The organism is Moraxella sp. K1664 (assembly GCF_039693965.1).
Taxonomy (GTDB): domain Bacteria; phylum Pseudomonadota; class Gammaproteobacteria; order Pseudomonadales; family Moraxellaceae; genus Moraxella.
The window spans coordinates 868,976-894,559 of sequence record NZ_CP155576.1 but is presented as its reverse complement, the minus strand read 5'-3'; the positions used below and the strand labels follow the sequence as shown (position 1 = coordinate 894,559).

Annotated in this window: 17 protein-coding genes and 3 pseudogenes; 9 read left to right on the top strand and 11 right to left on the bottom strand. The window is 45.1% G+C overall.

Going from position 1 to position 25,584, the window contains the following annotated elements; translation table 11 throughout:
* The first annotated feature begins 77 nt into the window (after positions 1-77).
* On the top strand, positions 78-1,220 hold the full coding sequence (dnaN, locus tag AAHK14_RS04640) for a DNA polymerase III subunit beta (protein WP_065256106.1): 1,143 nt from the start codon (positions 78-80) through the stop codon (positions 1,218-1,220).
* Entirely contained in the window at positions 1,177-2,376 is a 1,200-nt protein-coding gene (gene recF, locus AAHK14_RS04635) for a DNA replication and repair protein RecF (protein ID WP_227514707.1), read from the top strand. The genes dnaN and recF overlap by 44 nt, the downstream gene beginning before the upstream one ends.
* 80 nt (positions 2,377-2,456) lie before the next feature.
* Here the strand turns inward: recF and AAHK14_RS04630 are convergent, their stop codons facing one another.
* Together AAHK14_RS04630 and AAHK14_RS04625 are read right to left on the bottom strand one after the other, a co-directional pair.
* On the bottom strand, positions 2,457-4,385 hold the full coding sequence (locus tag AAHK14_RS04630; protein WP_065256104.1) for an NAD(P)-binding protein: 1,929 nt from the start codon (positions 4,383-4,385) through the stop codon (positions 2,457-2,459).
* Positions 4,386-5,084: 699 nt separating this feature from the next.
* The gene (locus AAHK14_RS04625) at positions 5,085-5,654 is read right to left on the bottom strand and encodes a sulfite exporter TauE/SafE family protein (protein WP_156065117.1); all 570 of its coding nucleotides are present in this window, start codon (positions 5,652-5,654) and stop codon (positions 5,085-5,087) included.
* Positions 5,655-5,794: 140 nt separating this feature from the next.
* On the opposite strand from AAHK14_RS04625, the gene AAHK14_RS04620 reads away from it, so the two are divergent.
* The gene (locus AAHK14_RS04620) at positions 5,795-8,155 is read left to right on the top strand and encodes a Tex family protein (protein WP_065256102.1); all 2,361 of its coding nucleotides are present in this window, start codon (positions 5,795-5,797) and stop codon (positions 8,153-8,155) included.
* Positions 8,156-8,579: 424 nt separating this feature from the next.
* On the opposite strand, the gene AAHK14_RS04615 is transcribed toward AAHK14_RS04620, so the two are convergent.
* On the bottom strand, positions 8,580-9,074 hold the full coding sequence (locus tag AAHK14_RS04615; RefSeq protein ID WP_062500800.1) for an Rrf2 family transcriptional regulator: 495 nt from the start codon (positions 9,072-9,074) through the stop codon (positions 8,580-8,582).
* A 132-nt stretch (positions 9,075-9,206) separates the two neighbouring features.
* A complete protein-coding gene (locus AAHK14_RS04610) occupies positions 9,207-9,611 on the bottom strand; it encodes a hypothetical protein (RefSeq protein WP_065256100.1) in 405 nt (134 codons plus the stop codon).
* A gap of 150 nt (positions 9,612-9,761) precedes the next feature.
* Here AAHK14_RS04610 and AAHK14_RS04605 point away from each other — a divergent pair, with 150 nt between their 5' ends.
* Positions 9,762-10,238, top strand: a complete 477-nt coding sequence (locus AAHK14_RS04605; RefSeq protein WP_065256099.1) for an ISAs1 family transposase — start codon at positions 9,762-9,764, stop codon at positions 10,236-10,238.
* Here AAHK14_RS04605 and AAHK14_RS04600 read toward each other — a convergent pair.
* A pseudogene (locus AAHK14_RS04600) lies at positions 10,181-10,964 on the bottom strand (transposase family protein); the annotation flags it as partial. The gene AAHK14_RS04605 and the pseudogene AAHK14_RS04600 overlap by 58 nt on opposite strands.
* 169 nt (positions 10,965-11,133) lie before the next feature.
* On the opposite strand from AAHK14_RS04600, the gene AAHK14_RS04595 reads away from it, so the two are divergent.
* Positions 11,134-15,108 carry a S6 family peptidase gene (locus tag AAHK14_RS04595; protein WP_083108335.1) on the top strand — a complete coding sequence of 1,325 codons (3,975 nt, stop codon included), beginning with the start codon at positions 11,134-11,136 and terminating at the stop codon, positions 15,106-15,108.
* A gap of 96 nt (positions 15,109-15,204) precedes the next feature.
* Here the strand turns inward: AAHK14_RS04595 and AAHK14_RS04590 are convergent.
* Positions 15,205-15,881: pseudogene (locus AAHK14_RS04590) on the bottom strand (IS1 family transposase).
* Positions 15,882-15,917: 36 nt separating this feature from the next.
* Between AAHK14_RS04590 and AAHK14_RS04585 the strand changes: the two are divergent.
* Positions 15,918-16,493, top strand: a pseudogene (locus AAHK14_RS04585) (ISAs1 family transposase); the annotation flags it as partial.
* Between the two features lie 97 nt (positions 16,494-16,590).
* Here the strand turns inward: AAHK14_RS04585 and AAHK14_RS04580 are convergent.
* The 4 genes from AAHK14_RS04580 to AAHK14_RS04565 all read right to left on the bottom strand — a co-directional run bounded on the left by AAHK14_RS04580 (position 16,591) and on the right by AAHK14_RS04565 (position 19,607).
* Complete coding sequence (locus AAHK14_RS04580) at positions 16,591-16,743, bottom strand: hypothetical protein (RefSeq protein WP_156065115.1); 153 nt, start codon at positions 16,741-16,743, stop codon at positions 16,591-16,593.
* Positions 16,744-16,821: 78 nt separating this feature from the next.
* The gene (locus AAHK14_RS04575; protein ID WP_065256095.1) at positions 16,822-17,955 is read right to left on the bottom strand and encodes an NADH-dependent flavin oxidoreductase; all 1,134 of its coding nucleotides are present in this window, start codon (positions 17,953-17,955) and stop codon (positions 16,822-16,824) included.
* Between the two features lie 206 nt (positions 17,956-18,161).
* Positions 18,162-19,145 carry an LLM class flavin-dependent oxidoreductase gene (locus tag AAHK14_RS04570; protein WP_065256094.1) on the bottom strand — a complete coding sequence of 328 codons (984 nt, stop codon included), beginning with the start codon at positions 19,143-19,145 and terminating at the stop codon, positions 18,162-18,164.
* 135 nt (positions 19,146-19,280) lie between these two features.
* Complete coding sequence (locus AAHK14_RS04565; RefSeq protein ID WP_065256093.1) at positions 19,281-19,607, bottom strand: helix-turn-helix transcriptional regulator; 327 nt, start codon at positions 19,605-19,607, stop codon at positions 19,281-19,283.
* Positions 19,608-19,741: 134 nt separating this feature from the next.
* Here AAHK14_RS04565 and AAHK14_RS04560 point away from each other — a divergent pair, with 134 nt between their 5' ends.
* Positions 19,742-20,683, top strand: a complete 942-nt coding sequence (locus AAHK14_RS04560; protein WP_227514706.1) for a pseudouridine synthase — start codon at positions 19,742-19,744, stop codon at positions 20,681-20,683.
* A 46-nt stretch (positions 20,684-20,729) separates the two neighbouring features.
* Here AAHK14_RS04560 and AAHK14_RS04555 read toward each other — a convergent pair whose 3' ends face one another.
* Positions 20,730-20,951, bottom strand: a complete 222-nt coding sequence (locus AAHK14_RS04555; RefSeq protein WP_156065113.1) for a hypothetical protein — start codon at positions 20,949-20,951, stop codon at positions 20,730-20,732.
* Between the two features lie 319 nt (positions 20,952-21,270).
* Between AAHK14_RS04555 and hemL the strand changes: the two genes are divergently transcribed.
* Positions 21,271-22,563: a glutamate-1-semialdehyde 2,1-aminomutase gene (gene hemL, locus AAHK14_RS04550; protein ID WP_065256091.1), complete on the top strand. Its 1,293-nt coding sequence runs from the start codon at positions 21,271-21,273 to the stop codon at positions 22,561-22,563.
* 93 nt (positions 22,564-22,656) lie between these two features.
* Positions 22,657-25,536 carry a preprotein translocase subunit SecA gene (gene secA / locus AAHK14_RS04545; RefSeq protein WP_065256090.1) on the top strand — a complete coding sequence of 960 codons (2,880 nt, stop codon included), beginning with the start codon at positions 22,657-22,659 and terminating at the stop codon, positions 25,534-25,536.
* Positions 25,537-25,584: the final 48 nt, after the last annotated feature.

Here is a 25,584-nt window from a genome sequence, read left to right as displayed (position 1 = left end):
TAACAGCCATCATGAAATGCGGTGTGAAGTTTGTTATAATAGGCCATGTTAAATTTTTGTAAACATTAAGGATTTTTATGAAGTTAGTCATTGATAAAGCCCTACTCATCAAAGCCATGACGCTCATCATTGAGGCGGTGGATAATCATCACCAAATGGCGATTTTGGGCAACCTAAAACTGGTGCTAGAACCACAAAGCCTGACGATGACCGCGTCCGATTTGGAGGTGGAACTAACCAATGTCATCAGTCTGCCCGAGGGGGCGTGCGTGACAGCAGGGGCGGTAACCATTCCTGCGGATAAGTTTTTTGGCATTTGCAAGGCTCTGCCTGATAATATGGTCAGCATTGAAGTGGCAGGCAGTCGCTGTCACATCACCAGTGGCAAGGGTAAATACATGCTTAGCACGCTACCTGCTCAGGATTATCCAAGCATTGGCGAGCCACGTTCAGAAAAGCTGGTCAAAATCGGGCGTGATACCCTATTTAATCTCATCAAGCACACCCGCTTTGCCATGGCGACCCAAGACGTACGCCACTACTTGACGGGACTGCTCTTTGAGATTGAGGGCGACAAACTGACCGCGGTGGCAACCGATGGACATCGTTTGGCAGTGGCGTATCAAACCTTGGCGGACAGTCATGATGAAACCAAAGTTATTATCCCCGGTAAGGCGGTCAGTGGTCTAGAAAAGCTCTTGACCGACCTACTAAAAACCGCCGAAGAAAATGGCGACATGGTAACTTTGGGATTAGATAGCGACTTTTTGACCGTCAGTTTAAACTTTGGTGGGCAGATGATGATATCTTTGACCGCCCGTTTAATTGAGGGTAAATTCCCCGACTACCGCCGTGTCATGCCAACCAATAACGATAAAATCGCCATTTTTAATAAAGACAGCATGGTTGAGGTCTTGCGTCGGGTGGCGGTGGTGAACACCAAAGACTCCCCTGGCGTGCTACTGCACTTTGCCAAAAGCGAGACGGTGGATGTCATCTCCACCAACCGTGAGCAAGACGAAGCCAGAGAAGAGGTGGCGGTCAATTACACAGGTGAGCCGATTGAGATTTCATTTAATGAGTCCTATTTGCGTGCTGTGCTAAATGTGTTAGAGGGCGACATCCGCCTAGAAATGGTACACCCGACCAGTCCGACACGCATTTATCAAGTGGGTGATGACCACAATTATCAATATGTCGTCATGCCCATGCGTGTGTGATGGGCAGGGCATGATCACACAGCTTCAAATCACCCATGTACGCAACCTAGCTCAGATAAGTCTGACACTCGCTGACTGTAATGTGTTCGTGGGGCGTAATGGCAGTGGCAAAACATCGCTTTTAGAGGCGGTGTTTTTGTTGTCTCGGGGTAAAACTTTTCGTCATCACGAGCCCAAACGCTACATCAGTCATCATCAAAAATCCTGCACGGTGTGGGCGATGACAGAGTCTGACATGCTAGCAGTGCAAAAAAATCTGGATGAGCGACAGCTGGCAACGACGGTGTTAAAACTCAATGGGCAAACCGTAGCCACTCAAAGTCCACTGACTTATGCCTTACCAGTGTTACCCATTGACCCTAGCGGCATGGCGGTGCTAGAAGAGGGCAGTCATGCCAGACGGCAGATGTTGGATTGGCTGACGTTTCACGTGAAACAGGAGTTTTATGGAGAATGGCTTGCCTATCAGCGACTGCTCAAACAGCGAAATCTATTACTAAAATCGCCCCGTGTGCGTGAGCGAGGCGGTGAAGTGCGGGCATGGGACAGTCAGCTGGCGTATCATGCAGACAAGCTACACCAATGTCGGCAGGCGGTCTTTGAGCGGTGGCAGGTGTGCTTTGATGAGATGATGGGGCGACTGCTACCACATTATCAGGGCGATATTTATCTGTCCTATCAGGCAGGTTTTGATGATAAGGCAGGACTGCTCTGTGTACTGGCGTCTCGCTTGGACTCTGACATGGAGCTGGGCTATACTCGTGTGGGGGCTCACCGTGCCGATGTGATGGTGATGTTAAAGCAGTCTGGCGATGGCGGACAAGTCAAAAGTCAGGCGGTGGATGTGCTCTCTCGGGGCGAGAAAAAACTGCTCATCATCGCCCTAAGACTCTCGCAACTACAAGTGATGTGTGCGTATCAGCAGATACAGCCTGTGGTGCTTGTTGATGACATTGATGCGGAGCTTGATGTGGGAGCGATGGATATGCTACTTGATACACTACTGTCACTGCCTTGTCAGCTTATGATAACCAGTTTGCAAGACGAGACGGCAAGGATAGTCGCCCAAAAAATATCAGCCCTGCATGAGCCAAAGAATTTTAAAAAGTTTCACGTGAAACAGGGTGGTATCACACCAGATGAGTGTTTCACGTGAAACAAAAGGGTGTGATAACATAAGCGATAAAAAGAGCTTGATATTCAAGCTCTTTTGTTTTATTTGGGCTTTCCTGTTTATTACGCCTTAATCTCTTGGACGGCTCGCCATGCTTGGTCTATTGCCCCATCGGCATAAGGCATCCAGTCGGAGTCAGAGTTTGCCATGTGGATATTGTCATGAGCTTGTTTGACACTGTCCAGTGTTTTGCCAGCAACATCATCGTCATCAAACAGTGTATTCTGTTCATAACTATACCCGTGACCCCAACGGTTGATGGTGATGGCAAGAATTTTATCATCAAGAGACTCCCCTGCCACGTCGTACATCTCACGCAGTTGGTCAAGGGCTTGTTTTTCTAAGTCATGATAACTGGCTCGGTACAGCTCGGAGCGTCCGATTTTACAGGCTTCACGCACATCTTTACCTGTGCCATAAGGCACAGCGATACGCACCATGTGAATGACCATAGGCTCGCTCGGGTCTTTGGGGCAGTGATAACCGCCCATGCTTACAGGATAGTCGGTCATGATAAAGCAGTAAGGGGCTTTGGGGGCGTAAAACTGCCATGCACCGAGCTTTTTAAAGGCTTGCCAGTCTTTGACCAAGATTTTGGTATAAATCATGGGTACACGGATGTTTTGTAGATGGTCATCCTTTTGGGTTTGGGGCAGGTCGCTATCGATGAGTGGTATCATGCCATGCTGACATGCTAGAATACAGTGATGAGCGTTCACACGGTAGAGCTTACCGTCCTTTTTGTAGCCTATCATCACGCCCTTTTTGCCGTCGATTTCGATGTTTTTGACTTGGACGGCGGTGGTATTTAGGCGGATATTGACAGACTGCTCGGGCATGTCAAGTTTGGTGTAGTCAAATTTATCTAGTACGATGGCTTCCATCTCGCTTTTGCCGTTGGCGTGGTCGGGGTTGGCGACAACTGCGGGTATCATCTTTTTGACCAGTAGGCGAGCGATGGAGGCGTTGCCGTCAGGAAAGTGAAAAATATAAGGCTCGCTCTCGCCATCGTCATCAGCTTCTAGCCCCGATAATTCAAGTCCTGCATGGCCTTCATAAAAGGCGTCATAAGCTGACAAACCATCAATGTTAAATCCCCAGTATTCCAAACAAATCTCTTCCATGTACGCCATCGCTCCTTGGGGGAGTTTGACGTGGTCTTTTAAAAATTTGTCATAACTGATGGATTGCAGGTAGTCTTCTCGCTCGCTCGGTGCCATGTCGCCCAAATAGTCTTTGGGGGTGGTGTATAGCTCTATCAGGGCGTTTTTGTCTGTATCCGCTAAGGGGGCTTTGGCAAACAACTCTGCAGCGTTGTCAGCATTCGGCTCATCGGGCAGTACCACGCTTTGTCCAAAGGTGGCTTTGTTAAAAAACACGCCCTGCTTGTTCATGCCTAGATTTTTAAAATAATCTTGGTCATAATAGGTGTAGAATTTTTGAACATCAATGCCAAGCTCATTAAGCAGTCCCATGGCTTCATCGCTATAATCGCTTGGGGTATCGATGGATTCACTACCGCCATAGCTGATGCGAAAAATGTCTTTGCCGTCAACACTCTCACTAAACTCATTGCGTTTGGCATGACCGCCAAAGTCATCGTGGTTGTCTAGCACCAAAATTTTGGCACTAGGGAACTTTTTTTGGTAAAAATAGGCACTGGCAAGCCCGCTAATGCCTGCCCCGACCACGACCAAATCCACCGTCTCTGATACACTCTCGCCTGAGACATCAAACTGTACTTTTTTCCATGCCATCTCATGAGCGACATCATAACTGCCTGCATGGTCGCCACGCAAGCCTGTCAGTTCGGGCGGATAGTTGGAGCTGGTCTTGGCGGTGGGTGGTGGGGTGTTGCCACTGGCTTTGGGTGTATCTGTCTGTGGCGTGGGAGTATCATCACTGCAAGCGGTTAGTGTGCCTGTGGCAAGGGAAGTGATGAGTAGGGCTGAGCCGTTTAAAAAATCACGGCGAGTGATGTGTCGTGTCATGAGTATATCAAATGTCTAAAAGGCAAATTTTAACGTAAAATTTGTAAAAATCAATGAAAAAATAGACTTCTTTCCAAACCCCGATTTTTGTGGATTTTTAAAAACTTCAACCCCAATACTTATAAAGGTTTATTTTTAGTTTGGAAAGAGATTTAATGATGAGTGAAAAATGGTAAGTTTCAAAAACGATAAAGCCCCAACTTGCGTTAGGGCTTACCGTATGGGTTTTGTAGTCCGTCCATCATCCATGGTTCATGTATCAGCGGTCATCCGTGGTGGTATAACCATGTGCCGTCTTCCTTGCTGATGGGTGTATTATGTCAAAAGTTGGCCTGTAAGAAAATACGCAAAAATCGCAAAGTTTTGTAAGCATATGCTTACAAACGCAAATCACGCCCCAAATCCCTTTATTAACGCCCGCACGCCCAATATCAGCAAAATGACAAGCACGATTTTTTTAAACATTGCTTGGGATATTTTATCCCGAAAATAAAACCCCAAATATACACTCTACAAAATGAAAAAGTACTACGGTTCCCGTTCGTGGTGAGCCTGTCGAACCATAACGGAAACCGACCCTTCGACAAGTTTAGGGCGAACGGTTTCCGTAGTAAAATTCAATTTTATTAGCTGTAAAAACATCACACTCGCCACACCAATCATCAGCCAGTCATTTTTGGGCAAGGCAGTCAGAGCTTGTCACAAGACGATAAGCTGGGCGATTTTGCCAACGACATAGCATAGGTTACTTGCCTTGATAAGCTCGGTTTTTGGGTCATCGGTGTATTCGGTGGCGGAGAGCAAATACATCACGAGCAGGGGCGACATGGCGTTGGTGGCTCCGCCCAACACCCCTGCAATCGTACCGCTTATCACAAGGCTTGGAGTGGTGTTGGGCAGTTTAAAATTTTTGCCCACGCTCATCGCCACAAACTGCATGGCGACATAGCCAACAATGAGTAGCCCTAACGCAATCAGTAGATGATGAGATGCGATGATAAAAACAAGTTTTGTGCCAATAAAACTGCCAACAAAACTTGTCAGCACAAGGAGCCAGTACTTTTTAAGATAATAAACAATCCGTCCACCGTCCAAAAACACGACCAAATTGATAAGCAAACAAGGAATGACCGTCAGCACCAAAACGTGCGACATCGGATAGCTACTTGCCAAAGCGGTGGTAGCGATGAGTGTTACGCCAATGCCTGTCAGCCCATGAAAGATACTGGCGATGATAAAGGTTAAGATGATAAGGGTAAAGGCGGTCATGGCACTTCTGACAAAATGGGTAAAATAGGTAAAAGTAAAATAGGTAAAACGGGTAAATGCAGGTGTAGATTTGTGCCTATCAAACACCCCTAAAACTTGTTATAATAGCACATTTATCATTCTCATATAAGTAGGATATTATGGATACCCAAGCCACAAGCCCTAATCCCATCAACCACACCGCCATCTACCAAAAACTTGCCACAGACCATGCCGTGCGTGCCGAGCAGGTTCAAGCCTTTGCTGATTTGCTGGACGAAGGGGCGAGCGTGCCATTCATCGCCCGTTATCGTAAGGACAAAACAGGCGGACTTGATGATGGCATGCTTCGTACCCTAGAAAAAGCCCTAACGCACGAACGGGATTTGGCGGTTCGCCGTAACAAGGTGCTTGAGCTTTTGACCGCCCAAAACGCCCTAACGGACGAACTTACCCTGCGTGTCAAAAACGCCATGAGCAAGTTGGAGCTTGAAGCGATTTATGAGCCCTACCGCCCAAAACGCCGTACCTTGTCGGCTAAGGCGACTTTGGCAGGGCTTCGCCCGATTGCCGAGCGGATTTTGGCAGGGGAAAGCTTGGATACGGCACTATCGGACTACACGCCTGTTAGCACGGTAACGGATGAGCAAGGCGAGAGCTTTGATGTGGATTATAGCACTCGTGATTTACAACTAGCAGGCGTGCAAGCGATTATCCTTGATGAATGGGCGTTGAATTTAGATTTGTTTGACAAGGTGCGGACAGGCTTTAACGCCACAGCAAGCATTCACGCTAAGCTTGTGGGCGAAGAAAAACGAGAGACAGGCGAGAAATTCAAAGACTATTTTGACCATACCGAAACCTTTGCCAAGCTCTCCAATCATCGCCTACTTGCCATGCTTCGTGGCAGACAGGCAAATGTGCTTGTCCTATCCGTGCTTGGCGAAGATGAGCCGTTTGTCGCTCAAATTAAAACCACTTTTGGGGCAAGCGATACGGACGAGCGTGGGCAGTTTTTGAGCGAGACGGCAGATAGATTATGGAGTGCCAAATGGCGACCACAGATTGAGCATCGCCTATTGACCGAGAGACGACTGGACGCTGAAACGCACGCCATTGGCGTATTTGCCCAAAATCTAAAACACCTACTCATGACCGCCCCTGCTGGACGCAAGGTTATCCTAGGCGTGGACCCTGGTATCCGTCATGGCGTAAAAATGGCGGTGATTGACAGCACAGGCGATGTCGTGGCGACTGACACCGTGTACCCCTTTACCGACCCCACGACCGACAAGGCAAAGGCGGTGATTGCCAAGCTTATCGCTGATTATGGTGTGGAGCTTGTCGCCATTGGCAACGGCACAGCAAGCCGTGAATCGGATGAGCTTGTCAAGGCGGTCATTAGCGAGAACAGCCTATCCGCCAAAGCGGTGGTGGTATCGGAAGCGGGAGCGAGCGTGTATTCGGCAAGTGAGATTGCCAGTAGCGAGCTACCTGAGCTTGATGTGTCGGTGCGTGGGGCGGTGTCTATCGCCAGACGATTGCAAGACCCCTTGTCCGAGCTTGTCAAGGTTGAACCAAAAGCAATCGGTGTGGGACAATATCAGCATGATGTCAATCAAGCCGAGCTAGAATCAAGCCTTGACAAAGTTACCGAAGACTGCGTGAATGCGGTGGGTGTGGACGTGAACACGGCAAGCCCTGCCATTTTGGCTCACATTGCAGGACTCAACAAAAATGTCGCCCAACAAATCGTGAACTACCGCCGTACCAATGGAGCATTTAAAAACCGTGAAGAGCTAAAAGCCGTGCCACGTTTGGGCGTAAAGACCTTTGAGCAGTCGGCAGGATTTTTGCGTATCAAAGACGGCACCGAGCCACTGGACGCAACAGGCGTACACCCCGAAAGCTATGGGCTGGTGTATGAGATTTTGCGTAAGGCGGACAAGTCGTTGTCGGACGTACTGGGCAATGAAACCCTTGCCAAATCGCTAAACGACAGCACGGACAATTTTAGTCAGCTTGCCACGGTGCTTGCCGAGCTTGCCAAACCTGCTCACGACCCCCGTGGCGAATTTAAAACCGCCAAATTCCGTGATGATGTGAGTGAAATCAAACACTTACAAATCGGCATGGAGCTAGAAGGCGTGGTAACGAACGTAACTGCGTTTGGTTGTTTTGTGGACATTGGCGTACACCAAGACGGATTGGTGCATATCTCTGAGCTGTCCGACAGTTTTGTGGCTGACCCTGCGGACGTGGTCAAGCCCCAAGACATTGTCAAAGTGCGTGTGCTATCGGTGGACGAGCCAAGAAAGCGGATTGGGCTTTCTATGAAATCGCCTGACAAAAAAGAAGTGCCAAAGTCTGACAAATCGGATAAAGCATTTAAAGACAAAACAAACGCCAAGCCAAGCAATAAGCCCAATAATAAGCCAAAACGTGAATTTAACAAAGCCAAAAACGAACCTGCCAAAGTGGGGAGTTTTGGGGCGTTGTTGAAACAGGCGGGGCTTAAATAGTTTGGGTTATTGAGAATGAAGGTGGGGTTGCCTGCCTTTGTTTTGTCGTGTATAAATCTACACCTAACAAACTCGATATTTACCACGGGTTTGTAGGGGTGTGCTGAGCACACCTTTTGATGATATTATTGTGCAAGGCGTGCTCAGCACGCCCCTACGTCCACACATCATGGTATTTGTAGTAATTTTAAAGTTTTTTAGGTGTAACAGTAAAAACAAAGCCACAAATGGGGGTCATTTGTGGCTTTTGTCATGGGGTTTTGCTACCTGCGGTGTTCCATTGGGTTGTCCATAATATCAGCGTTCATCCATGTTGGCTTATCCATTTGCCATCTCCTTGCTGATGTGTGTATTATGCCAAAATAGCACCCATAAGAAAATACGCAAAAATCGCAAAGTTTTGTCAGCATTTGCTTACAAATGCTTATTCGGCGTTTTTATCCAAAAGTGTCAATAGCTCTTTGTCATTGACCAACACGTCAGCAAGGGTATAGCCATCTAGCACCGCCACAAAGGCAAGCATGGCTTTATAAAACACCCCCTTTAAACGGCAGGCAGGCGAGATGACACAGCTGTTGGTGTCATCGCCGATATTGACCAAGCTGATTTTACCGTCTGTGTTTTTAGAGTTATCATCTAAGCATTCTAATATGCCAAAATCGCTCTCGGTGTGGCGAATGAGTCGCCCGATGTTAATCTCGCTTGGGTCTTTGGCTAGGCGAATGCCCCCGCCTTTGCCACGCACGCTCTCGATGTAGCCCAATTTACCCAGTTGATGAATGATTTTGGTGAGATGACTTTTTGAGATGTCATAGGCTTGGGCGATGTCGTCAATGTTGGCAAGCTCGCCATCTTTGGGTGTTACCGCCAGATAAATCAAAGAACGTAGAGCATAATCGCTATAATTGGTCAGTTTCATGTTGTTATTCTTCAAGTTAAAAGAATATTATAACAAATTTATGGGGGTTTTACTGTTTTTTGCTTGTTGCTGTTTGTGTGGGTTATGACGGAAATAATCAATGAAAAATCAATCAAAAGTGACAATAGGCATTTATTTTAAGCGTTTGCCGTCTTTGTCAAATATTCCGTATTTTTTACGCTGTGTAATTCGGTGTTGTCTTTCACTTTTGGCTTCTTCCAAAAATTCTGGGCGAATGCCAAACGGAGCTGAGCTTTTGCGTTTTATTCTTAGTTTATTAGGTTTGTCTTGTTGGTTGTTTTTGGAGTTTTTAAGAACAGTATAAAGACAGATAAGCGAAATGATAAAAGCCCCAATGCCAAAGATGAGTGCCATGCCTTGCGTATCAAAAACTGCGGTATTTTGTTCCGAAGGTGTGAGTTGGTGTGTTTTGATTGTGCTAGTGGTGACTGTATTATCAGGCTGTTCTGATAAGATGCGTTGATTGCTAAGTTCTTGAAATTCTTGCCAGTTTTGATTATTGGTGTTGTCGCTCATGATTTACGTTATGATAATTGCCATAAGGTTAGTATAGCAAGGTTTTTATCATTTGGGTAGCGTATTTGGAAGTAATGCAGAGCAATCGCACCACAACCATCGACAAACCCACAATAAATCATTAAAATGTGAGCAAAAAGGACATTCTTTATGCTCACAAACCCCATTGACTATTTATCACAGGTTCATGACCCAAGGCGTCAAAACAAAAACCTGCTACACCCACTTAAAAACATTCTAACCATTGCCTTAACCGCAGTTATCTGTGGTTATCATGACTGGGTAGACATAGAAGACTTTGGCAATGTCTTTAAACGCCTTAACAAAGATGAACTTAGTCGATACTTTAGTGAGTGGATGAATCAAACCCAAGCCAATCATCCACACATCGCCATTGATGGTAAATTCATCCAAGGTGGCTACAAAAATGACAACGCATTACAGCTTGTTACCGCCTTTGCCAGTCAAACCAAGCTCATTCTTGCTCAAGTTGACATTGCTGATAAAAACAACGAAATTAGCACATTACCCCAACTGTTAAAACTCATTGACATCCTGCAAAACCACCCAATCCACCCAAACACCAATTTCACTCTAAGTTCAAACCTTGTTAATGACTTTCGGTAAGTGGTAGAAAACATCTTAAAGGCCTTAAACTTGGCAAAGATGTGTTCTACTCTCACCCGTGTTTTAGACAATAATGCGTTATAATCTTTGGCTTCTTGCACAAGTGGATATTTCTTAGTTTGTTTTAGTGGCGTAAAGGCTTGCTTGTATAAATGCTGTATGCCTTGATAGCCACTGTCTGCTAGGATAAACTTAGCATTTGTTAAATTTGGGTTTGTTCGCTTAAAGAGCTTAAAGTCATGCATTTGAATGATGCTGGTATCTACTTGTAAGATGACCTTGTGGTGATTGATGATACATTGCACCTTTGCGGTATGACACTTTTTCTTGCCAGAATAACTTAATTCTTGCTTTTTTTGGGACGATTAACACGCACTTCGCTCACATCTACAATGACAATGTCATCTTTGGTGGGTGTTTGTGTGGCAATGACAAAGCCTTGCTTGCTTAGTATGTCTTCAATCCAATGGCTTTTACGGATAAGTGTGCTTTCATGGATGCCAAAGTCAGCGGCTATCTGCTCATAGGTGCGATATTCTTTAAAATACTGCAAGGTTGTCATTAACAAATTGGGCATGCTGATTTTAAGTTTTCTACCGCCTCTTTGATGTACAGTCGCTTGTGCTTGCTCTAAACAAGCAAGCATTTCATTAAAACCCTGCGTTCAATGCCAACTAAGCGTTTGAATTTGGTGTCGGATAGGTGTGTGGATGCTTCATAGTTCATTGGGGTATTTTAGCATAGGAAGGGTTTTGCAGGAAGTCTAATAAAGAATTTTTAAAAATTTATATCATTTATACCAAAGAAATGATACTAAAAAATAATCACAAGTATAGTGATTTATTGGTTTTTTTGTATTATACTAGCGGACTTTTAATCAATTGTAAAACTAATTATGTCAAATCGTCCATCCATAGATTGCTTATCTACCAAAACTTTTTATCCGTTGCCTGCGATATTGTCGCCTATTAAAAGCGTGCTGTCGCCCATGAAAACTTTGGCGTGGCTCACAGCGTGGCTTATGTATGCTTCTACTGCCTATGCGTCAAGCGTGCGTAACGATGTGGATTACCAGTACTTTCGTGATTTTGCCGAAAACAAAGGACAATTTGTTATCGGTGAGACTAATGTAGATATTTATAATAAGCAAGGCGAAAAAGTTGGCAAGATGCTTGAAGATATCCCAATGCCTGATTTGGCGGTTGTGGGTGCTAATGGCGTGGCGACTTTGGTTGATGAGCAGTATTTGTTAAGCGTGGCACATAATGGCGGTTATGCTTCAATGCGTTTTGGGGCAAGTGGTACTGATAATCACACCGATAACCCCTATTATGATTATAAGTTGGTGGATAATAATAACTATCCAAAGCCTAGCGATGATATCAAAAATGACAAACAAAAACTTGCTGAATTTCAAAAACAGTATCCAGGTAATTGGGATTATCATTTACCACGCCTGAATAAAATGGTTACCGAAGTTGCACCAATACCTACGCTAGAAGGTGTGAGTACTAGCGAGTTGGTCAAAAATCCTGACCGCTATACTTTTGCTAGGGCAGGGTCAGGTACACAGCGTGCTGAGAGTGTTAAAGGCAGTGATGTACAGTCTATTTCAAGTGCATATGCGTATTTGACAGGGGGTGTGCCAGTTGAAATCACAGGCGACCGCAAAGATTGGCTTGATGCAGGCGGACATCTGTTTGGTAATCGTCATGGTGCTTTGGTAACGCTTGGACTACCGGGGGATAGCGGTTCAGGTATTTTGGTTTATGATAAAGAGCAAAAAGTTTGGAAAATAGCTGGGACTTTAAATTTTTTAGCCGATCGTGGCAAAGGCATCTATTCTAACACTTGGTCAATAGCTCGTTCTGACTATAACAAACAAATGATGAATGATGATATTGGTGTAACACTTGATGTAAACAACCAAGCCATTGTTATTAGTCCAAAACAAGCAGGTAAAGCACAGCTTAGCTATCAAGAAAATGGCAAAACAGTAAATCAAGAGCTTGATGTATTCAACAGTGAATCGCCAGCACGCATAAAACAAATTGACGCTCAATTAAATCATGGTAAGACCTTAGTTATTAACGGTAATAACAATACTTTGCGTTTGACGGATAATTTAAATCAAGGTGCAGGAGCGTTGCGTTTTGCTCAAAATGCGACCGTTACCGCTGATAATCCTGACCATACTTGGGTGGGAGCAGGTGTGGTTGTTGCCAAAGATAAAAGCGTAGATTGGCAGATTAAAAATCCCAAAAATGACCGTTTATCCAAATTGGGTAAAGGCACGCTTGTTGTTGGTGGTACAGGCATAAACCAAGGCGATATTAGTGTTGGCGATGGTACGGTTGTGTTAAACCAAAAAGCCGACAACAAAAACCAAAAACAAGCCTTTAATAGTGTTGGTATTGTTTCAGGGCGTGGCACAGTTGTCGTGGGCGATAATGCTCAAATGGACTGGGATAAGTTGTATTTTGGTTTTAGGGGCGGTAGATTAGATGTCAATGGGCAAGATATTGCCTTTAACCGTATTGCCAATATGGATGAAGGTGCTCAAATTGTCAATCATCATGACAACAAAGCGACCGTATCTATTGCAGGCAATCGGGCGATGACCCCAGATGAGATTAAATGGGGTAAATGGAGTCAAGCAGGTGGCGACATTTATGAGTATGTCAATAACTGGCGTGATAATCGCAAAGATTATTTTTTGTTAAAGGGTCGAGCAGGGGCATTTTATCCAGTAGATCAAAATTCAAATGATCACTGGGAATTTATTGGTTCAGGCGAAGAAGGCAAACAAAAAGCGATAGCACGAGTGCTTGCCAAGAAAAACGCTCAAAACCAACATACCGCTTTTAATGGCTTTTTGGGTGAAAATGACCAAACGCACGGCAAAAATAGCAAGTTAGATGTGGCATTTAATCCGCATATTGATAATGCGTATTTGTTGTTGTCAGGTGGTAGCGATTTAGATGGTACGCTATCAGCACACAAAAACGGCACGCTTGTTTTGTCAGGTCGCCCCACACCGCACGCTTATGACCATCAAAATCGCCAAGAAGTCATCAAAGACAACGATTGGCAAAACCGCCAATTTAACGCAAAAACCTTTAAGGCACAAGACAACAGTAAACTTATCGTCAGTCGCAATGTGTCTGGCGTAACAGGTGATTTTGAACTGTCTAACCAAGCGACCGCAAAATTAGGATTTAGCCAAAATGACAGCGAGTGCGTGCGTTCTGACCGCACAGGATTGACCACTTGTGCTATCAAAAATCTTGATAATTCAATATTTGATACATTGCCTACCACTTCAATTACAGGCAATGTCGCCATGACCGACAACGCCCATTTACAGCTTGGCAGTAAAGCTCATTTGACGGGCAGTGTTAAGGCTAGTGACCAAAGCCATATGACCATGGATACGGGTAGTTTTTGGACTTTGATAGAAGACAGCCAAATACCCAGTTTGAATCTGGATAATGCCAACATCGTGCTAAATGACGGCTATGATGCAGGCAAAAATGACAATTATCATGAATTGACTGTCAGTAATTTATTAGGGCGTGGAACTTTTTATTATTTGACTGATATTGCAGGCAAAAAAGCAGACCATGTTAGTGCTGATAATGCCACAGGCGATTTTTTGTTAAATGTTAAAGATACAGGTGCAGAACCAACACACGCCGACCGCTTGTCGCTTTTGACAGTAAAAAAAGCAGATAATTTGCAAGTTCGCTTAGCCAATGACGGACAAGTGGTGGACAAAGGAGCATATCAGTATAGATTGATTGATGATGACGGCGATTATCGTTTATACAATCCCAAAATGGAAGAAAAAATTAAAGCCGAAGCTGAAAAAGCAGAACAAGCAAGAATTGAAGCCGAACGCCAAAAAGCAGAAGCCGAAAAACAAAAACAAGCTGAAATTGCTAAGCAAAAAGCCGAAGCTGAAAAAGCAGAACAAGCAAGAATTGAAGCCGAACGCCAAAAATATAGACAAGCGGATATTATCAGCCGTCATAGCAATGCTGGCTTGATTGAAAATACTTTACACCAAACGCTATTATCGCAAAATGCTGATGCCTTGACTCGTCATTTGACTGATACATCCATCCGCCGTGTATGGGCGACCAGTGAGCATGAGCTTGGTAAGCACCACAGTGATTTACATCGTGGTTATGATGCCAAAAGCACGCTTGTGCAAGTGGGTATAGATACACCGATTAGTCCAAATGCGATTTTTGGTGTGGCGTTGTCGCACGCCAATGCACAAGCTGATTTTGAGCGTGGCACAAACAAAGCTGATCTAAACGCCTTGTCCGCCTATGCCAAATATCATTTACCACAAGGCTTTGTGGCGGTGGATACGGCGATTGCTCATAGCAATAGCGAACTTGATTTTAATGGGCAAAGCCAAACACTAAAACGCACCAGCACCCAACTTGGGGCGACTGTGGGGGCGGATTTGGTGTTAAGTGATGTTTTTGTTAAGCCTTATATTGGGGCAAGAGTGTATCATACGCCAAGTCTTAGCTATACGCTTGACAATGCCAAAATCTATCATCCCACGACTAATCGCTACGACCGTTTTGTTGGCGTACGCCTTGGTAAAGCCATGCAAGTAGGGGCGGTTACCATTGAGTCGAGCTTAAACAGCAGTTTACGCCAAGGCGGTGGCAACAAACCTATGTCTGTCAATGGATACGCTTTTGATCAAGATACGCCTGTTGTGTGGACAAATGAGTTTGGGCTGACAGCACGCACAGGGCAAGTTATGGCACAGTTGTCGCTTATGCGTACTGACGGCAAAGATGCTGACCATACCAAAGCAGGGGTCAAATTGTCCTATACTTGGTAATTTGGTTTTTTGTGATATTGTGATAGTTAATCAAAATCCCCTTGTTTGGCAAGGGGATTTTAACTTGTGTGGCTATTTATTTTTGGCATTGTAAACTCAAAACGCAAACTTCAAACACCCATTCCACTTAGCAAAGAGTAGGTTAAGAGAACATTCTATCATATGTTGACATTTAGAATAGCATTTAGTTCTTCTTTTGAACCTTGCTAGGTAATGTCGAATCAAGCTGTTATAACCTTCTATGGTAAAAGTCTCTTTTTTGCTTTGTAAATGTTGATGACTTGGGATAATTTCTTGATAGGATTTCCGTCAGAACAAAACAGTTTGATGTTGTATGGGTTTAGTTGGGTTGTACAGTTTCATAAAAGTGTTGGTGTCTTGCTTACCGCAAACAAAGCCTAAGATGCGTTTTGTGTGTCGGCTGATGGCAATCCAAGCCCAACAGTAGTTTTTTTGTGTTTGGTATAACTGTGAATTTCATCAAGTTCTACAAGGTCAATTTCTTGCTTATCATCAAATCTGATTTGATGTTCTTCTCCAAGCTGTTTGACCCATTTATAGACTGTTTGATGAGAAATATTCAGCAATCTACCAATGGTACGAAACCCTAAGCCTTCTAAGTACATCTTGATTGCCATTTGTTTGGTCTCATTACTTTTATGGCGAATAGGCTTTTTGACAGAGAAGTAATGACTACAACCTTTGCACTTATAGCGTTGTCTGCCATTTAGAGCAATCGCACCACAACCATCGACAAACCCACAATAAATCATAAAATGTGAGCAAAAAGGACATTTTACTGTCAAAAAGACATCAGCAAACAAATCATTAAAGCAAAAGCCAAGTACATCTTTGCCTTAAAGCAAAACCACAAAACTTTGTATGAAGACATCGTACTGTGGTTAAACAGCAAGCTTAATAATAACAACATGACCAGCATACAGACTGTCGAAAAAGACCACGGTCGTATTAAGACAAGACGTTATGCGACATCAACACAACCTGATTGGTTATCAGGTAAAGATGATTGGACTAACCTTCATGCAGTGGTCATGGTAGAATCCATTCGTGATGTTAAAGATAAGGTGACCACTGAACGCCGTTATTACCTAAGCTCCCTGACAGATGTTAATATGATTGCTGATGCCATTTGTAACCATTGGTCTATTGAAAACAGTCAGCATTGGGTGTTAGATGTTATCTTTGGTGAAGATGACCAAAAAAGTCTTGAACGTCATGAAAAAGCAAATAAAGCATTACTGACTCGTACCGCATTAAACTTAATTCGAGCCAATGGGGATGCTAAACTCTCTGTGAAACGCAGTAAAATGAGAGTTTCACAGAATAAGTCTTATCTTGAACAGTTGTTGTTTGGTAAGGGGTAGTGCGATTGCTCTGGAAGTAATGATTGTTGATTTTAAAGTGATTTAATCAGCTCTTGTATTCCAAGACCTGATTAAATCGTCAAAAGATTTGGGTAATCTAAATCTTACACGCACCGCCTTCACAGCCGTCATCATTGTCGCCATCAAATCCGCCGACCACGCTCACGTCCGCCAAATCGCCAAGCATGGTATCAAAATCCAGCTCATCAAGGTTTAAATCGTCCAAATCAATCGCTTGTGGGTTTGTCATGGGTATCTCCTAGTTGGGGTTTATAAAATTAAAAAATTAGATTGGGTGAATCATTTCGCCCTTTTTGAAATATACTCATCACATATCCAAAGGTTGCCATTCTTTGCCCTTTAATGGCGGTAGATAGGCAAGCCCTTTTTGCTGATACGCCCAAAGCTGGCTTGGGATTTTGTAGATGTCGTTACGCTCAGGGTCGATGTGCGTGGCGATTTTGTCGGTGTCGCCTGTCTTTAATAGCGTGGCAAAATTGGGGTTCATCATGACCGCCTTACCCACCGCCACAAAATCCGCCCAGCCTGTGCCATACGCACGCACCACATCATCAGCAGACAAAAGGCAGCCCACGCCAATGAGTGGCAGTTTCCCACCAATGCGGGCATGGAGCTGTTCTATGCGAGTCAAATTGGTGTTCGCCCCACGTCTTGCCTTTTTATAAAAATCCCACAACGAGACGTGCAGGTATTGCAGTGGCTCATCCACCAAAGCGTCAATCAAATCAAACGCATCCGCCATCGTCAAGCCATCATCGCCTGCTTCTTCTGGCGAAAAGCGATAGCCCACGATAAATTCCGCCTTGTCGTGCTTGGCTTTAACATCATTGACCGTTTTGATGACGGCTTTGGGGAAACGCAAGCGGTTTTGTAGGCTTCCGCCCCACTCATCATCTCGTTTGTTGGCTTGGGGCGAGAAAAACTGCTGAATAAGATAATTATTCGCCCCATGAATCTCCACGCCATCAAACCCTGCTCTTATCGCTAGGTCGGTTGCCACGCCAAAGCCTGTGATGACTGCCTGTATCTCGTCCACGCTCATGGCTCGGGCAGACTGCTTGCCGTTGTCCATATTAGACGGAGCGATGACTTCGCCAAACTGGGCAAGCGACTGATAACCGCCATGATGAATTTGCAAAATCGCTTTTGCACCGCCTTGCTTGATGATACCTGCAATTTCGGTTAGGCTTTCCAAATGGCTCTCATCATAAGCGGACGGTTGCCCGACAAAGGCTTTACCGCTTGGGTGTACCAAAGTCGCCGCCGTGATAAATAAGCCAAAATCGTCCGACCGCCCTGTCAAAAACGCCCGCTCTTCATCGGACAACGTGCCGTCAGGATTGGACGCATAGTGGGTCATTGGGGCAACGACAAGGCGGTTTTTTATCTCCACGCCATTATTTAGGGTAAACGGAGTAAAAAGTGGGGTTGTATCAGTCATAAATTTTCTCTTTAAAATAAAAAGGGTTGATTGCTAAATTGGTATTGTTAAATTGGACGGTAGGGACGAATCACATTCGCCCTTGTAAACGCATCAAGTTTTAGGCTCTTTAACCATAGTAAAACAATATGCTATTGTTAATCTATCCTACTTTTGGGCAGGTTTTTGGGTAAATATGATTTCCAATACGCCATTAAAACATCAAGTCAACCTTTTGCCACATCAGCAAGTAGCTCATACGAGCGAGCCTGCTTGTCTTTGTCATAAATGTAGCTTACCGCCATAAATTCATCGGCATTGACTTGGCTTTGTAGTTGCTCTAATTGGGCTTTGACCGTCTTTGGTGAACCAATCACGCTACACGCCGTCATGCTCTTTGCCATGGATAAGATGTGCGGTGGGATACGACTTTCAATGTCTGGTACTGGCGGTTTCATGCCTGAGCGTTCGCCCGTTACCACATTTAGGAAAAACTGTAAACTGGTGGTCGCCAAAAGTTTCGCTTCGCTGTCGGTATCAGCAACGATGGCATTTAGCCCAACGATGACCTTGGGTTTGTCAAGCACATCAGAGGGCTTAAATTCTTTGCGATAAATCTCAACCGCCTGTGTTAAAAAGCGTGGTGCAAAGTGAGATGCAAAAGCATAAGGCAAACCCAATTCCGCCGCCAAATAAGCACTCTCAGGACTAGAACCTAAGATATAAAGTGGCACATTTAACCCTTTGGCAGGGTAGGCTCGCACTTTGTCGCTGTCGTCATTGCCAAAATAAAACTGCAACTCTTTAATGTCGCTTGGAAAACTCATCGCAAAATCGTCCCGATGACGGCGAATGGCTCGTGCGGTGGCAGGGTCTGTACCAGGGGCTCGCCCAAGCCCTAAATCCACACGGTTGGGGTATAGGCTTGCCAGTGTGCCGTACTGCTCGGCAACGACAAAGGGCGAATGGTTGGGGAGCATGACACCACCCGAGCCGACTCGGATTGTGCTTGTTTTGTCAAGCACACGTTGGATTAAAAGGCTTGTGGCGGAGCTTGCCAGATAGGGCATATTGTGATGTTCGGCAATCCAGTAGCGAGCGTAGCCTGTGCGTTCGGCAAGCTGTGCCAAGCCCACAAGGTTGTCAATGGCATCATTGAACGTCTCGCCGTCTCGTAAGGGAGCAAGGTTTAAAATAGATAAGTCGGTCATGGGTTTTCTCGCTTTTACATTTATAAAAATTTAGATATGTTTTGGCAAAATTTTTGGGTGTTATTTGATTAAATGGATAGGCGGGGGCGAATTGCATTTGCTCGATTATCAACGCACCACAAAGGGCAAATTATGTTAATCAGACAACCCGCCAATCTCATCACGCACTTGGCGGATAAAGCCGTCCACACCGCTTGGGCAGTAGCGGTAATACGTCCATTTGCCAAGGCGTTTGCTCTCTATTAGCCCTGTTTGTTGCAGACTGTTTAGATAGCTTGAAATTACCGATTGGGCAAGTCCTGATTTGTCGGCAATCACACCCACACAAATCCCACCATCAAATCCTGTTTCTGTACAACGCAAGGCATCCACCCCAAAATGTGTGGCAGGGTCTTTTAGCCACAGTAAAATTTGGTAGCGAACATCGTTGCCCAGCACTTTAAAAATGTCGGTAGATTTCATGAATTGAATGCAGGTGATTTTATAAACAATATATCATTATATCTATAAATTTAGATATGTCAAGATGATTGTGATATCACAAAAATCATGAGATGATAAATGAGATGATAAATGTGATAAAATGACATAAAACCATGTTGACATCTTATAAAAACCACACCATGCTCCAAACTGCACCACCCATGAAAGACGGCGTATCTCCAAGCCGTATTTATTTAGAAAAATTAAACAATACACCCAAGAATTTGTTGGTATTTTTATGCCAAAAATTCCCCCATGTCAGCTTTGATGAATGGTGGGCACGTTTTGAGAATGGTGATGTGTGGAGCGATACAACAGAGGGTGGGTTTGTGCCATTGATGTCAGATGCACCCTATCTACATGGGCGGACGATTTATTATTACCGTAGCTTAGCGTGTGAGGTTGTTGTGCCATTTGATTATCAAATTTTGTTTGAAAATGATGAGTTTATGGTGGTGGATAAACCCCATTTTTTGGCGGTAACGCCATCGGGCAGTTATGTCAAACAGACCCTGCTTGCTCGCCTAAAAGCCGATACGGGCAACGCTGATTTATCCCCCATTCACAGGCTAGACAGAGAGACGGCAGGGCTCATTCTCGTCAGTAAAAATGTCGCCACTCGCCATCAGTATCAAGCCTTATTTGCTCATCATGCCATCACCAAAGTGTATCATGCCATCGCCACTGTTAATCATAACTTAACAATGCCGACAGATATTCGCCTGCATTTGGAACGTGGCGAGCCGTTTTATGTCATGCGTGTCAATGCCGACAAGTCTGCCAATACGCACACGCACATTGATATTTTGGCGGTCAAAGGCGACCTTGCCAAGTACGAACTTCGCCCCACGACCGGCAAACTTCATCAGCTTAGAGTTCATCTAAACCATCTTGGCACACCCATCTGCCATGACCCGTATTATCCATCTGTCCGTCATAAGCCCAAAGATGACTTTACTAGTCCCTTACAATTACTTGCCAAACACCTTGTATTTGACGACCCTATCACAGGCGAGCGGTGGGAATTTACATCAAGGCAGGAGCTGGATTTATAAAAAACCCTGCGACTGGGCAGGGTCGGATAAATTTGTTGGCGTTAAATCACCAAAACAAAAAACTTACCCCAAGTAAAATGAGTAGCACACATTGGAGTATTAAAAAGGTTTGGTGTTTTTTTAAAAACGCCACAAGGGGCGAGCCTTGCTCTTTGTCGTCCATATTGTGGACGGTCAGCGTGTCAAGCTCTTGCTTGGCTGGGTGTTTGTTATCGTTCATGGGGGCAACTGATTTCTCATTGACAAAATCATTGGGGTTCATACTCATGACCATGTCAAATCTCCGTGGTACTGATGTTTGCTTTTTGCTCAATTTATTGTAATTTTATGTAATCAAATATTACGATAAATATTTTTTGTGTTATTTGTTGTACTATTATATCGGTTTTTTTGAAAAATTTAAATAAAAAATAGCATTTTTGTGTAAAATTCATCAGTAGTAAACATCTGTCTTGGGTGAAATCAAGGAATGATTCCAATCTCATGTCAAATATTTATCGAGCAAAATCAAATCAGACAGCCACGCCAAAAAATGATAAAATAGGCTGATTTATCCATTCTCTTTTATTGATAACATAGGAACTCCCATGACGACACTTACCGCCGACCAAGTCTTATTTGAAAAAGCCAAACGCCGTATCCCAGGGGGTGTAAACTCGCCTGTCCGTGCCTTTGCAGGTGTGGGTGGTACGCCTGTTTTTATAAGCCGTGCCAAGGGTGCATATATGTATGATACCCAAGGGCGTGAGTACATTGATTATGTGGGTTCGTGGGGGCCGATGATTTTGGGTCATGCTCACCCCAAGGTCGTCGATGCGGTAAAGCTCGCCTGTGATGACGGCTTGTCTTTTGGGGCTCCCACGCCATTTGAGACGACCATGGCGGATTTGATTGCCGATATCATGCCACACATTGAGCTCATTCGCATGGTGTCATCAGGCACAGAAGCTACCATGAGTGCCATTCGTCTGGCTCGTGGCTACACAGGGCGAGACAAGATTGTCAAATTTGAGGGGTGCTATCATGGGCATTCAGACAGCTTGCTTGTTAAGGCAGGCTCTGGCATGCTAGATATTGGTGAGCCGACATCCAAGGGCGTGCCTGCCGACTTTGCCAAACATACCATTACTCTACCTTATAATGACACCCAAGCACTACAATCTGCCTTTGACAAATTTGGTGATGAATTTGCATGCGTGATTTTAGAGCCGATAGCGGGCAACATGAACATGGTTATCCCAAGCCAAGAATTTCATAACACCCTGCGTGAGCTTTGCACCAAGCACGGGGCGGTGTTGATTTTTGATGAGGTGATGACAGGTTTTCGTGTGGGACTAAAAGGGGCAAGTCATCATTTTGGCATTACCCCCGACCTTAGCACCTTTGGCAAAATCATCGGAGCTGGCTTGCCTGTGGGGGCGTTTGGCGGTAAGCGTGAGATTATGGAGTGTATCGCCCCCTTAGGTGGTGTGTATCAAGCAGGAACGCTCTCAGGCAACCCTTTGGCCATGCGTGCAGGTAAGGCAATGTTTGATGAATTAACCCGTCCGGATTTTTATGAACAATTAACCGCCAAAACCGCCAAATTGGTCAATGGCTTACAAAAACTGGCGGATAAACATGGCATAGACTTTTCAAGTTGTTATGTGGGCGGTATGTTTGGGCTGTTTTTTAGCAAAGAGTTACCCAAAAACTTTGATGATGTGGCACACGCCGACACCAAGCGTTTTAATCAGTTTTTTCATGCCATGCTAGAACAGGGTGTCTATCTTGCCCCATCTGCCTTTGAAGCTGCCTTTATGTCTATTGCCCACACCGATGATGACATTGAGCGGACACTTGTTTGTGCAGATAAGGCATTTGGTGAGCTGATTGGTTGATTTTTTAAAATTGACTACCATATAATTTGATTGTATTGCTAATTAAAATTGCTGTTATAAAATATTTTTGCCCTGTGCAATTTGGAAAAAACCATGCTAACAAAAGCCATCAGTGCTGTATTCGGCACCAAAAACGAACGTGAATTAAAGCGTATGCAAAGGCAGGTGGACAAGATTAACGCCCTTGAACCCACAATCTCGGCACTGTCTGATGATGAGCTACGCCAAAAAACCGATGAGTTTAAAAGCCGTCATGCCAATGGCGAGAGCCTTGATAGGCTCTTGCCCGAAGCGTTTGCCGTGTGCCGTGAAGCGTCCAAACGTGTGAACGGCATGAGACACTATGACGTTCAGCTCATCGGTGGCATGACCTTGCACGAGGGTAAGATTGCCGAGATGAAAACGGGCGAGGGTAAGACCTTAATGGCAACCCTTGCCATGTACCTAAATGCCATCAGTGGCAAGGGCGTACACGTTGTAACGGTGAACGACTATCTGGCAGGGCGTGATGCCGAGCTAAACCGTGGACTGTTTAGCTTCTTGGGGCTGACGGTGGGCGTGATTTATAGCCAACAGCCGCCCCACGAGAAATTTGATGCCTACCGTGCCGACATCACTTATGGCACCAACAACGAATACGGTTTTGATTATCTGCGTGATAACATGGTGTTTAGCAAAGATGAGAAAAAACAGCGTCCCTTAAACTACTGTATCATCGATGAGATTGACAGTATTTTGATTGACGAGGCTCGAACACCACTCATCATCTCGGGGCAAGCCGAAGACTCGGCTCATCTGTATGCCTTGATTAATAACATCATTCCCCGCCTAAAAAAATCCGACAACGAAGAGGATAATAAAAACAATGTGGCGGAGGATTTTTGGATTGATGAGAAAAACCGAGCCATTGAGATTAGCGAAAAAGGCTATGAGAAAATTGAGAAATTCTTGATAGAAGTGGGCGAGCTTGGCGAAAAAGAAAGCCTGTACAGCCCTGCTCGTCTGCCCCTACTTGCTCATGTGCAGGCGGCGATTAGGGCTCATCATCTGTTCATCAAAAACGTGCATTATATCATCTCTGATGATAATGAAATCGTCATCGTGGACGAAAACACGGGGCGTACCATGCCCGGTAGACGGTGGAGTGAGGGGCTACATCAAGCGGTAGAAGCCAAAGAGGGTGTGGAGATTCAAGCCGAAAACCAAACCATGGCAACCACCACGTTCCAAAACTATTTTCGTCTGTATGACAAGCTCTCTGGCATGACAGGGACGGCAGACACCGAAGCGGCGGAGTTTAAGTCCACTTATGACATTGATGTGGTCATCATTCCCACGCACCGTCCGATTGCTCGTGTGGATTTGAACGACCAAATTTTCTTATCCAAATTGGGTAAATATCAAGGCATTATCCGTGAGATTCGCCAAATCACCGCCAAAGGAGCCCCTGTACTGGTCGGTACGGCAACCATTGAGGCAAGTGAGGAGCTGTCGTATTTGCTTGACCAAGCTGGCATTAAACATAACGTCCTAAACGCCAAACAGCACGAACGAGAAGCCGAAATCATCGCCCAAGCAGGCAGACCATCTGCGGTAACCATTGCCACCAACATGGCAGGTCGTGGTACGGATATTATCCTAGGCGGTAACTGGCAGGCAGAGATAGAGGATTTGGACGCACTCACCGATGCCCAAAAGAGCGAGTTACAAAGCCAATGGCAAGCTCGTAACGAGGCGGTCAAAGCAGCAGGTGGACTACACATCATCGGCTCTGAACGCCACGAATCACGCCGTATTGACAACCAATTACGTGGACGTGCAGGACGACAAGGAGACCCCGGTCAGTCTCGCTTTTTCTTATCACTAGAAGATGACTTGATGCGGATTTTTGCAGGCGACCGTGTGGTGTCAATGATGCGTGCCATGGGGCTAAAAGAGGATGAAGCTATTGAGCATAAAATGGTGTCTCGCTCGATTGAGAACGCACAGGGCAAGGTAGAAGCTCGTGATTTTGATGCTCGCAAAAGCCTGCTAAAATACGATGATGTCGCCAACGAACAGCGTAAGGTCATCTATGGACAGCGTGATGATTTGCTAGAAGAGATTGATTTACAAGAGTCTATCAAAGCCATGCACCATGAGGTGTATAACGCCCTTATCACGCAGTTCGTGCCAGTAGGTTCGGTCGATGACCAGTGGAACATTGACGGGCTAGAAGATGAGATTGAGGACGCCTTTGGCTATTATATGCCGATTAATGACTGGCTGGACGCTGACCGCCGTCTCGATGAAGAGGGTTTGCGTGCTAAGATTATTGAGTTTGCCATTGCTCATTATCAGAAAAAACGTGAGTCCATGGGCGAACAAAACGCTGCCCGATTGGAGCGTGATTTTATGCTCCGCAACCTTGACCGCCACTGGAAAGAGCATTTGACCCAAATGGATCAGCTGCGTAAAGGCATTCATTTGCGTAGCTACGCCCAAAAGAATCCCGAGCAAGAGTATAAGCGTGAATCTTTTGATTTGTTCCAGTCCATGCTTGGGGCAATTAAATCAGACGTGGTGCAGGACTTGGCACGGGTGCATATCGCCACCCCAGAAGAGATTGCCCAAATGGAAGAAGAGCGTCGCCGTCAAGCCGAGATGATGCGACTGCATTTTGAGCATAATGACATGGGGTTAGAAGGTGGGATTGCCACCGATGAGAGTCGCCCACGAGCCACCCAAAATGTCCAGCGTATCACGGTCAGTCTAGGCGGTGCCGTACCGTCCATGCCAAATCTTATGCCAAACGGTCATGCCAATACCAACACTAATACCAGCATGGACACCAACCAAAGCATGACAGATGTGGGCGACACCGCAGAAACCCAAAACACCGATGATGTCTTTATCCCTGCCAACATCAACCGTAACGCCCCCTGCCCCTGTGGCAGTGGCTTAAAGTATAAACAATGTCATGGTAAGATTTAGCATTTAACACTTAAAGGCAATCATTAAAAAAGGGCGTCATGCCCTTTT

Coding starts and splice junctions, on each gene's coding strand:
- secA (WP_065256090.1), top strand. CDS start 22,657: ATGCTAACAAAAGCCATCAGTGCTGTATTCGGCACCAAAAACGAACGT.
- AAHK14_RS04560 (WP_227514706.1), top strand. CDS start 19,742: ATGTTGACATCTTATAAAAACCACACCATGCTCCAAACTGCACCACCC.
- recF (WP_227514707.1), top strand. CDS start 1,177: ATGACCACAATTATCAATATGTCGTCATGCCCATGCGTGTGTGATGGG.
- AAHK14_RS04610 (WP_065256100.1), bottom strand. CDS start 9,611: ATGAGCGACAACACCAATAATCAAAACTGGCAAGAATTTCAAGAACTT.
- AAHK14_RS04595 (WP_083108335.1), top strand. CDS start 11,134: ATGTCAAATCGTCCATCCATAGATTGCTTATCTACCAAAACTTTTTAT.
- AAHK14_RS04620 (WP_065256102.1), top strand. CDS start 5,795: ATGGATACCCAAGCCACAAGCCCTAATCCCATCAACCACACCGCCATC.
- AAHK14_RS04615 (WP_062500800.1), bottom strand. CDS start 9,074: ATGAAACTGACCAATTATAGCGATTATGCTCTACGTTCTTTGATTTAT.
- AAHK14_RS04625 (WP_156065117.1), bottom strand. CDS start 5,654: ATGACCGCCTTTACCCTTATCATCTTAACCTTTATCATCGCCAGTATC.
- AAHK14_RS04570 (WP_065256094.1), bottom strand. CDS start 19,145: ATGACCGACTTATCTATTTTAAACCTTGCTCCCTTACGAGACGGCGAG.
- AAHK14_RS04555 (WP_156065113.1), bottom strand. CDS start 20,951: ATGAGTATGAACCCCAATGATTTTGTCAATGAGAAATCAGTTGCCCCC.
- dnaN (WP_065256106.1), top strand. CDS start 78: ATGAAGTTAGTCATTGATAAAGCCCTACTCATCAAAGCCATGACGCTC.
- AAHK14_RS04565 (WP_065256093.1), bottom strand. CDS start 19,607: ATGAAATCTACCGACATTTTTAAAGTGCTGGGCAACGATGTTCGCTAC.
- AAHK14_RS04575 (WP_065256095.1), bottom strand. CDS start 17,955: ATGACTGATACAACCCCACTTTTTACTCCGTTTACCCTAAATAATGGC.
- hemL (WP_065256091.1), top strand. CDS start 21,271: ATGACGACACTTACCGCCGACCAAGTCTTATTTGAAAAAGCCAAACGC.
- AAHK14_RS04580 (WP_156065115.1), bottom strand. CDS start 16,743: ATGACAAACCCACAAGCGATTGATTTGGACGATTTAAACCTTGATGAG.
- AAHK14_RS04630 (WP_065256104.1), bottom strand. CDS start 4,385: ATGACACGACACATCACTCGCCGTGATTTTTTAAACGGCTCAGCCCTA.
- AAHK14_RS04605 (WP_065256099.1), top strand. CDS start 9,762: ATGCTCACAAACCCCATTGACTATTTATCACAGGTTCATGACCCAAGG.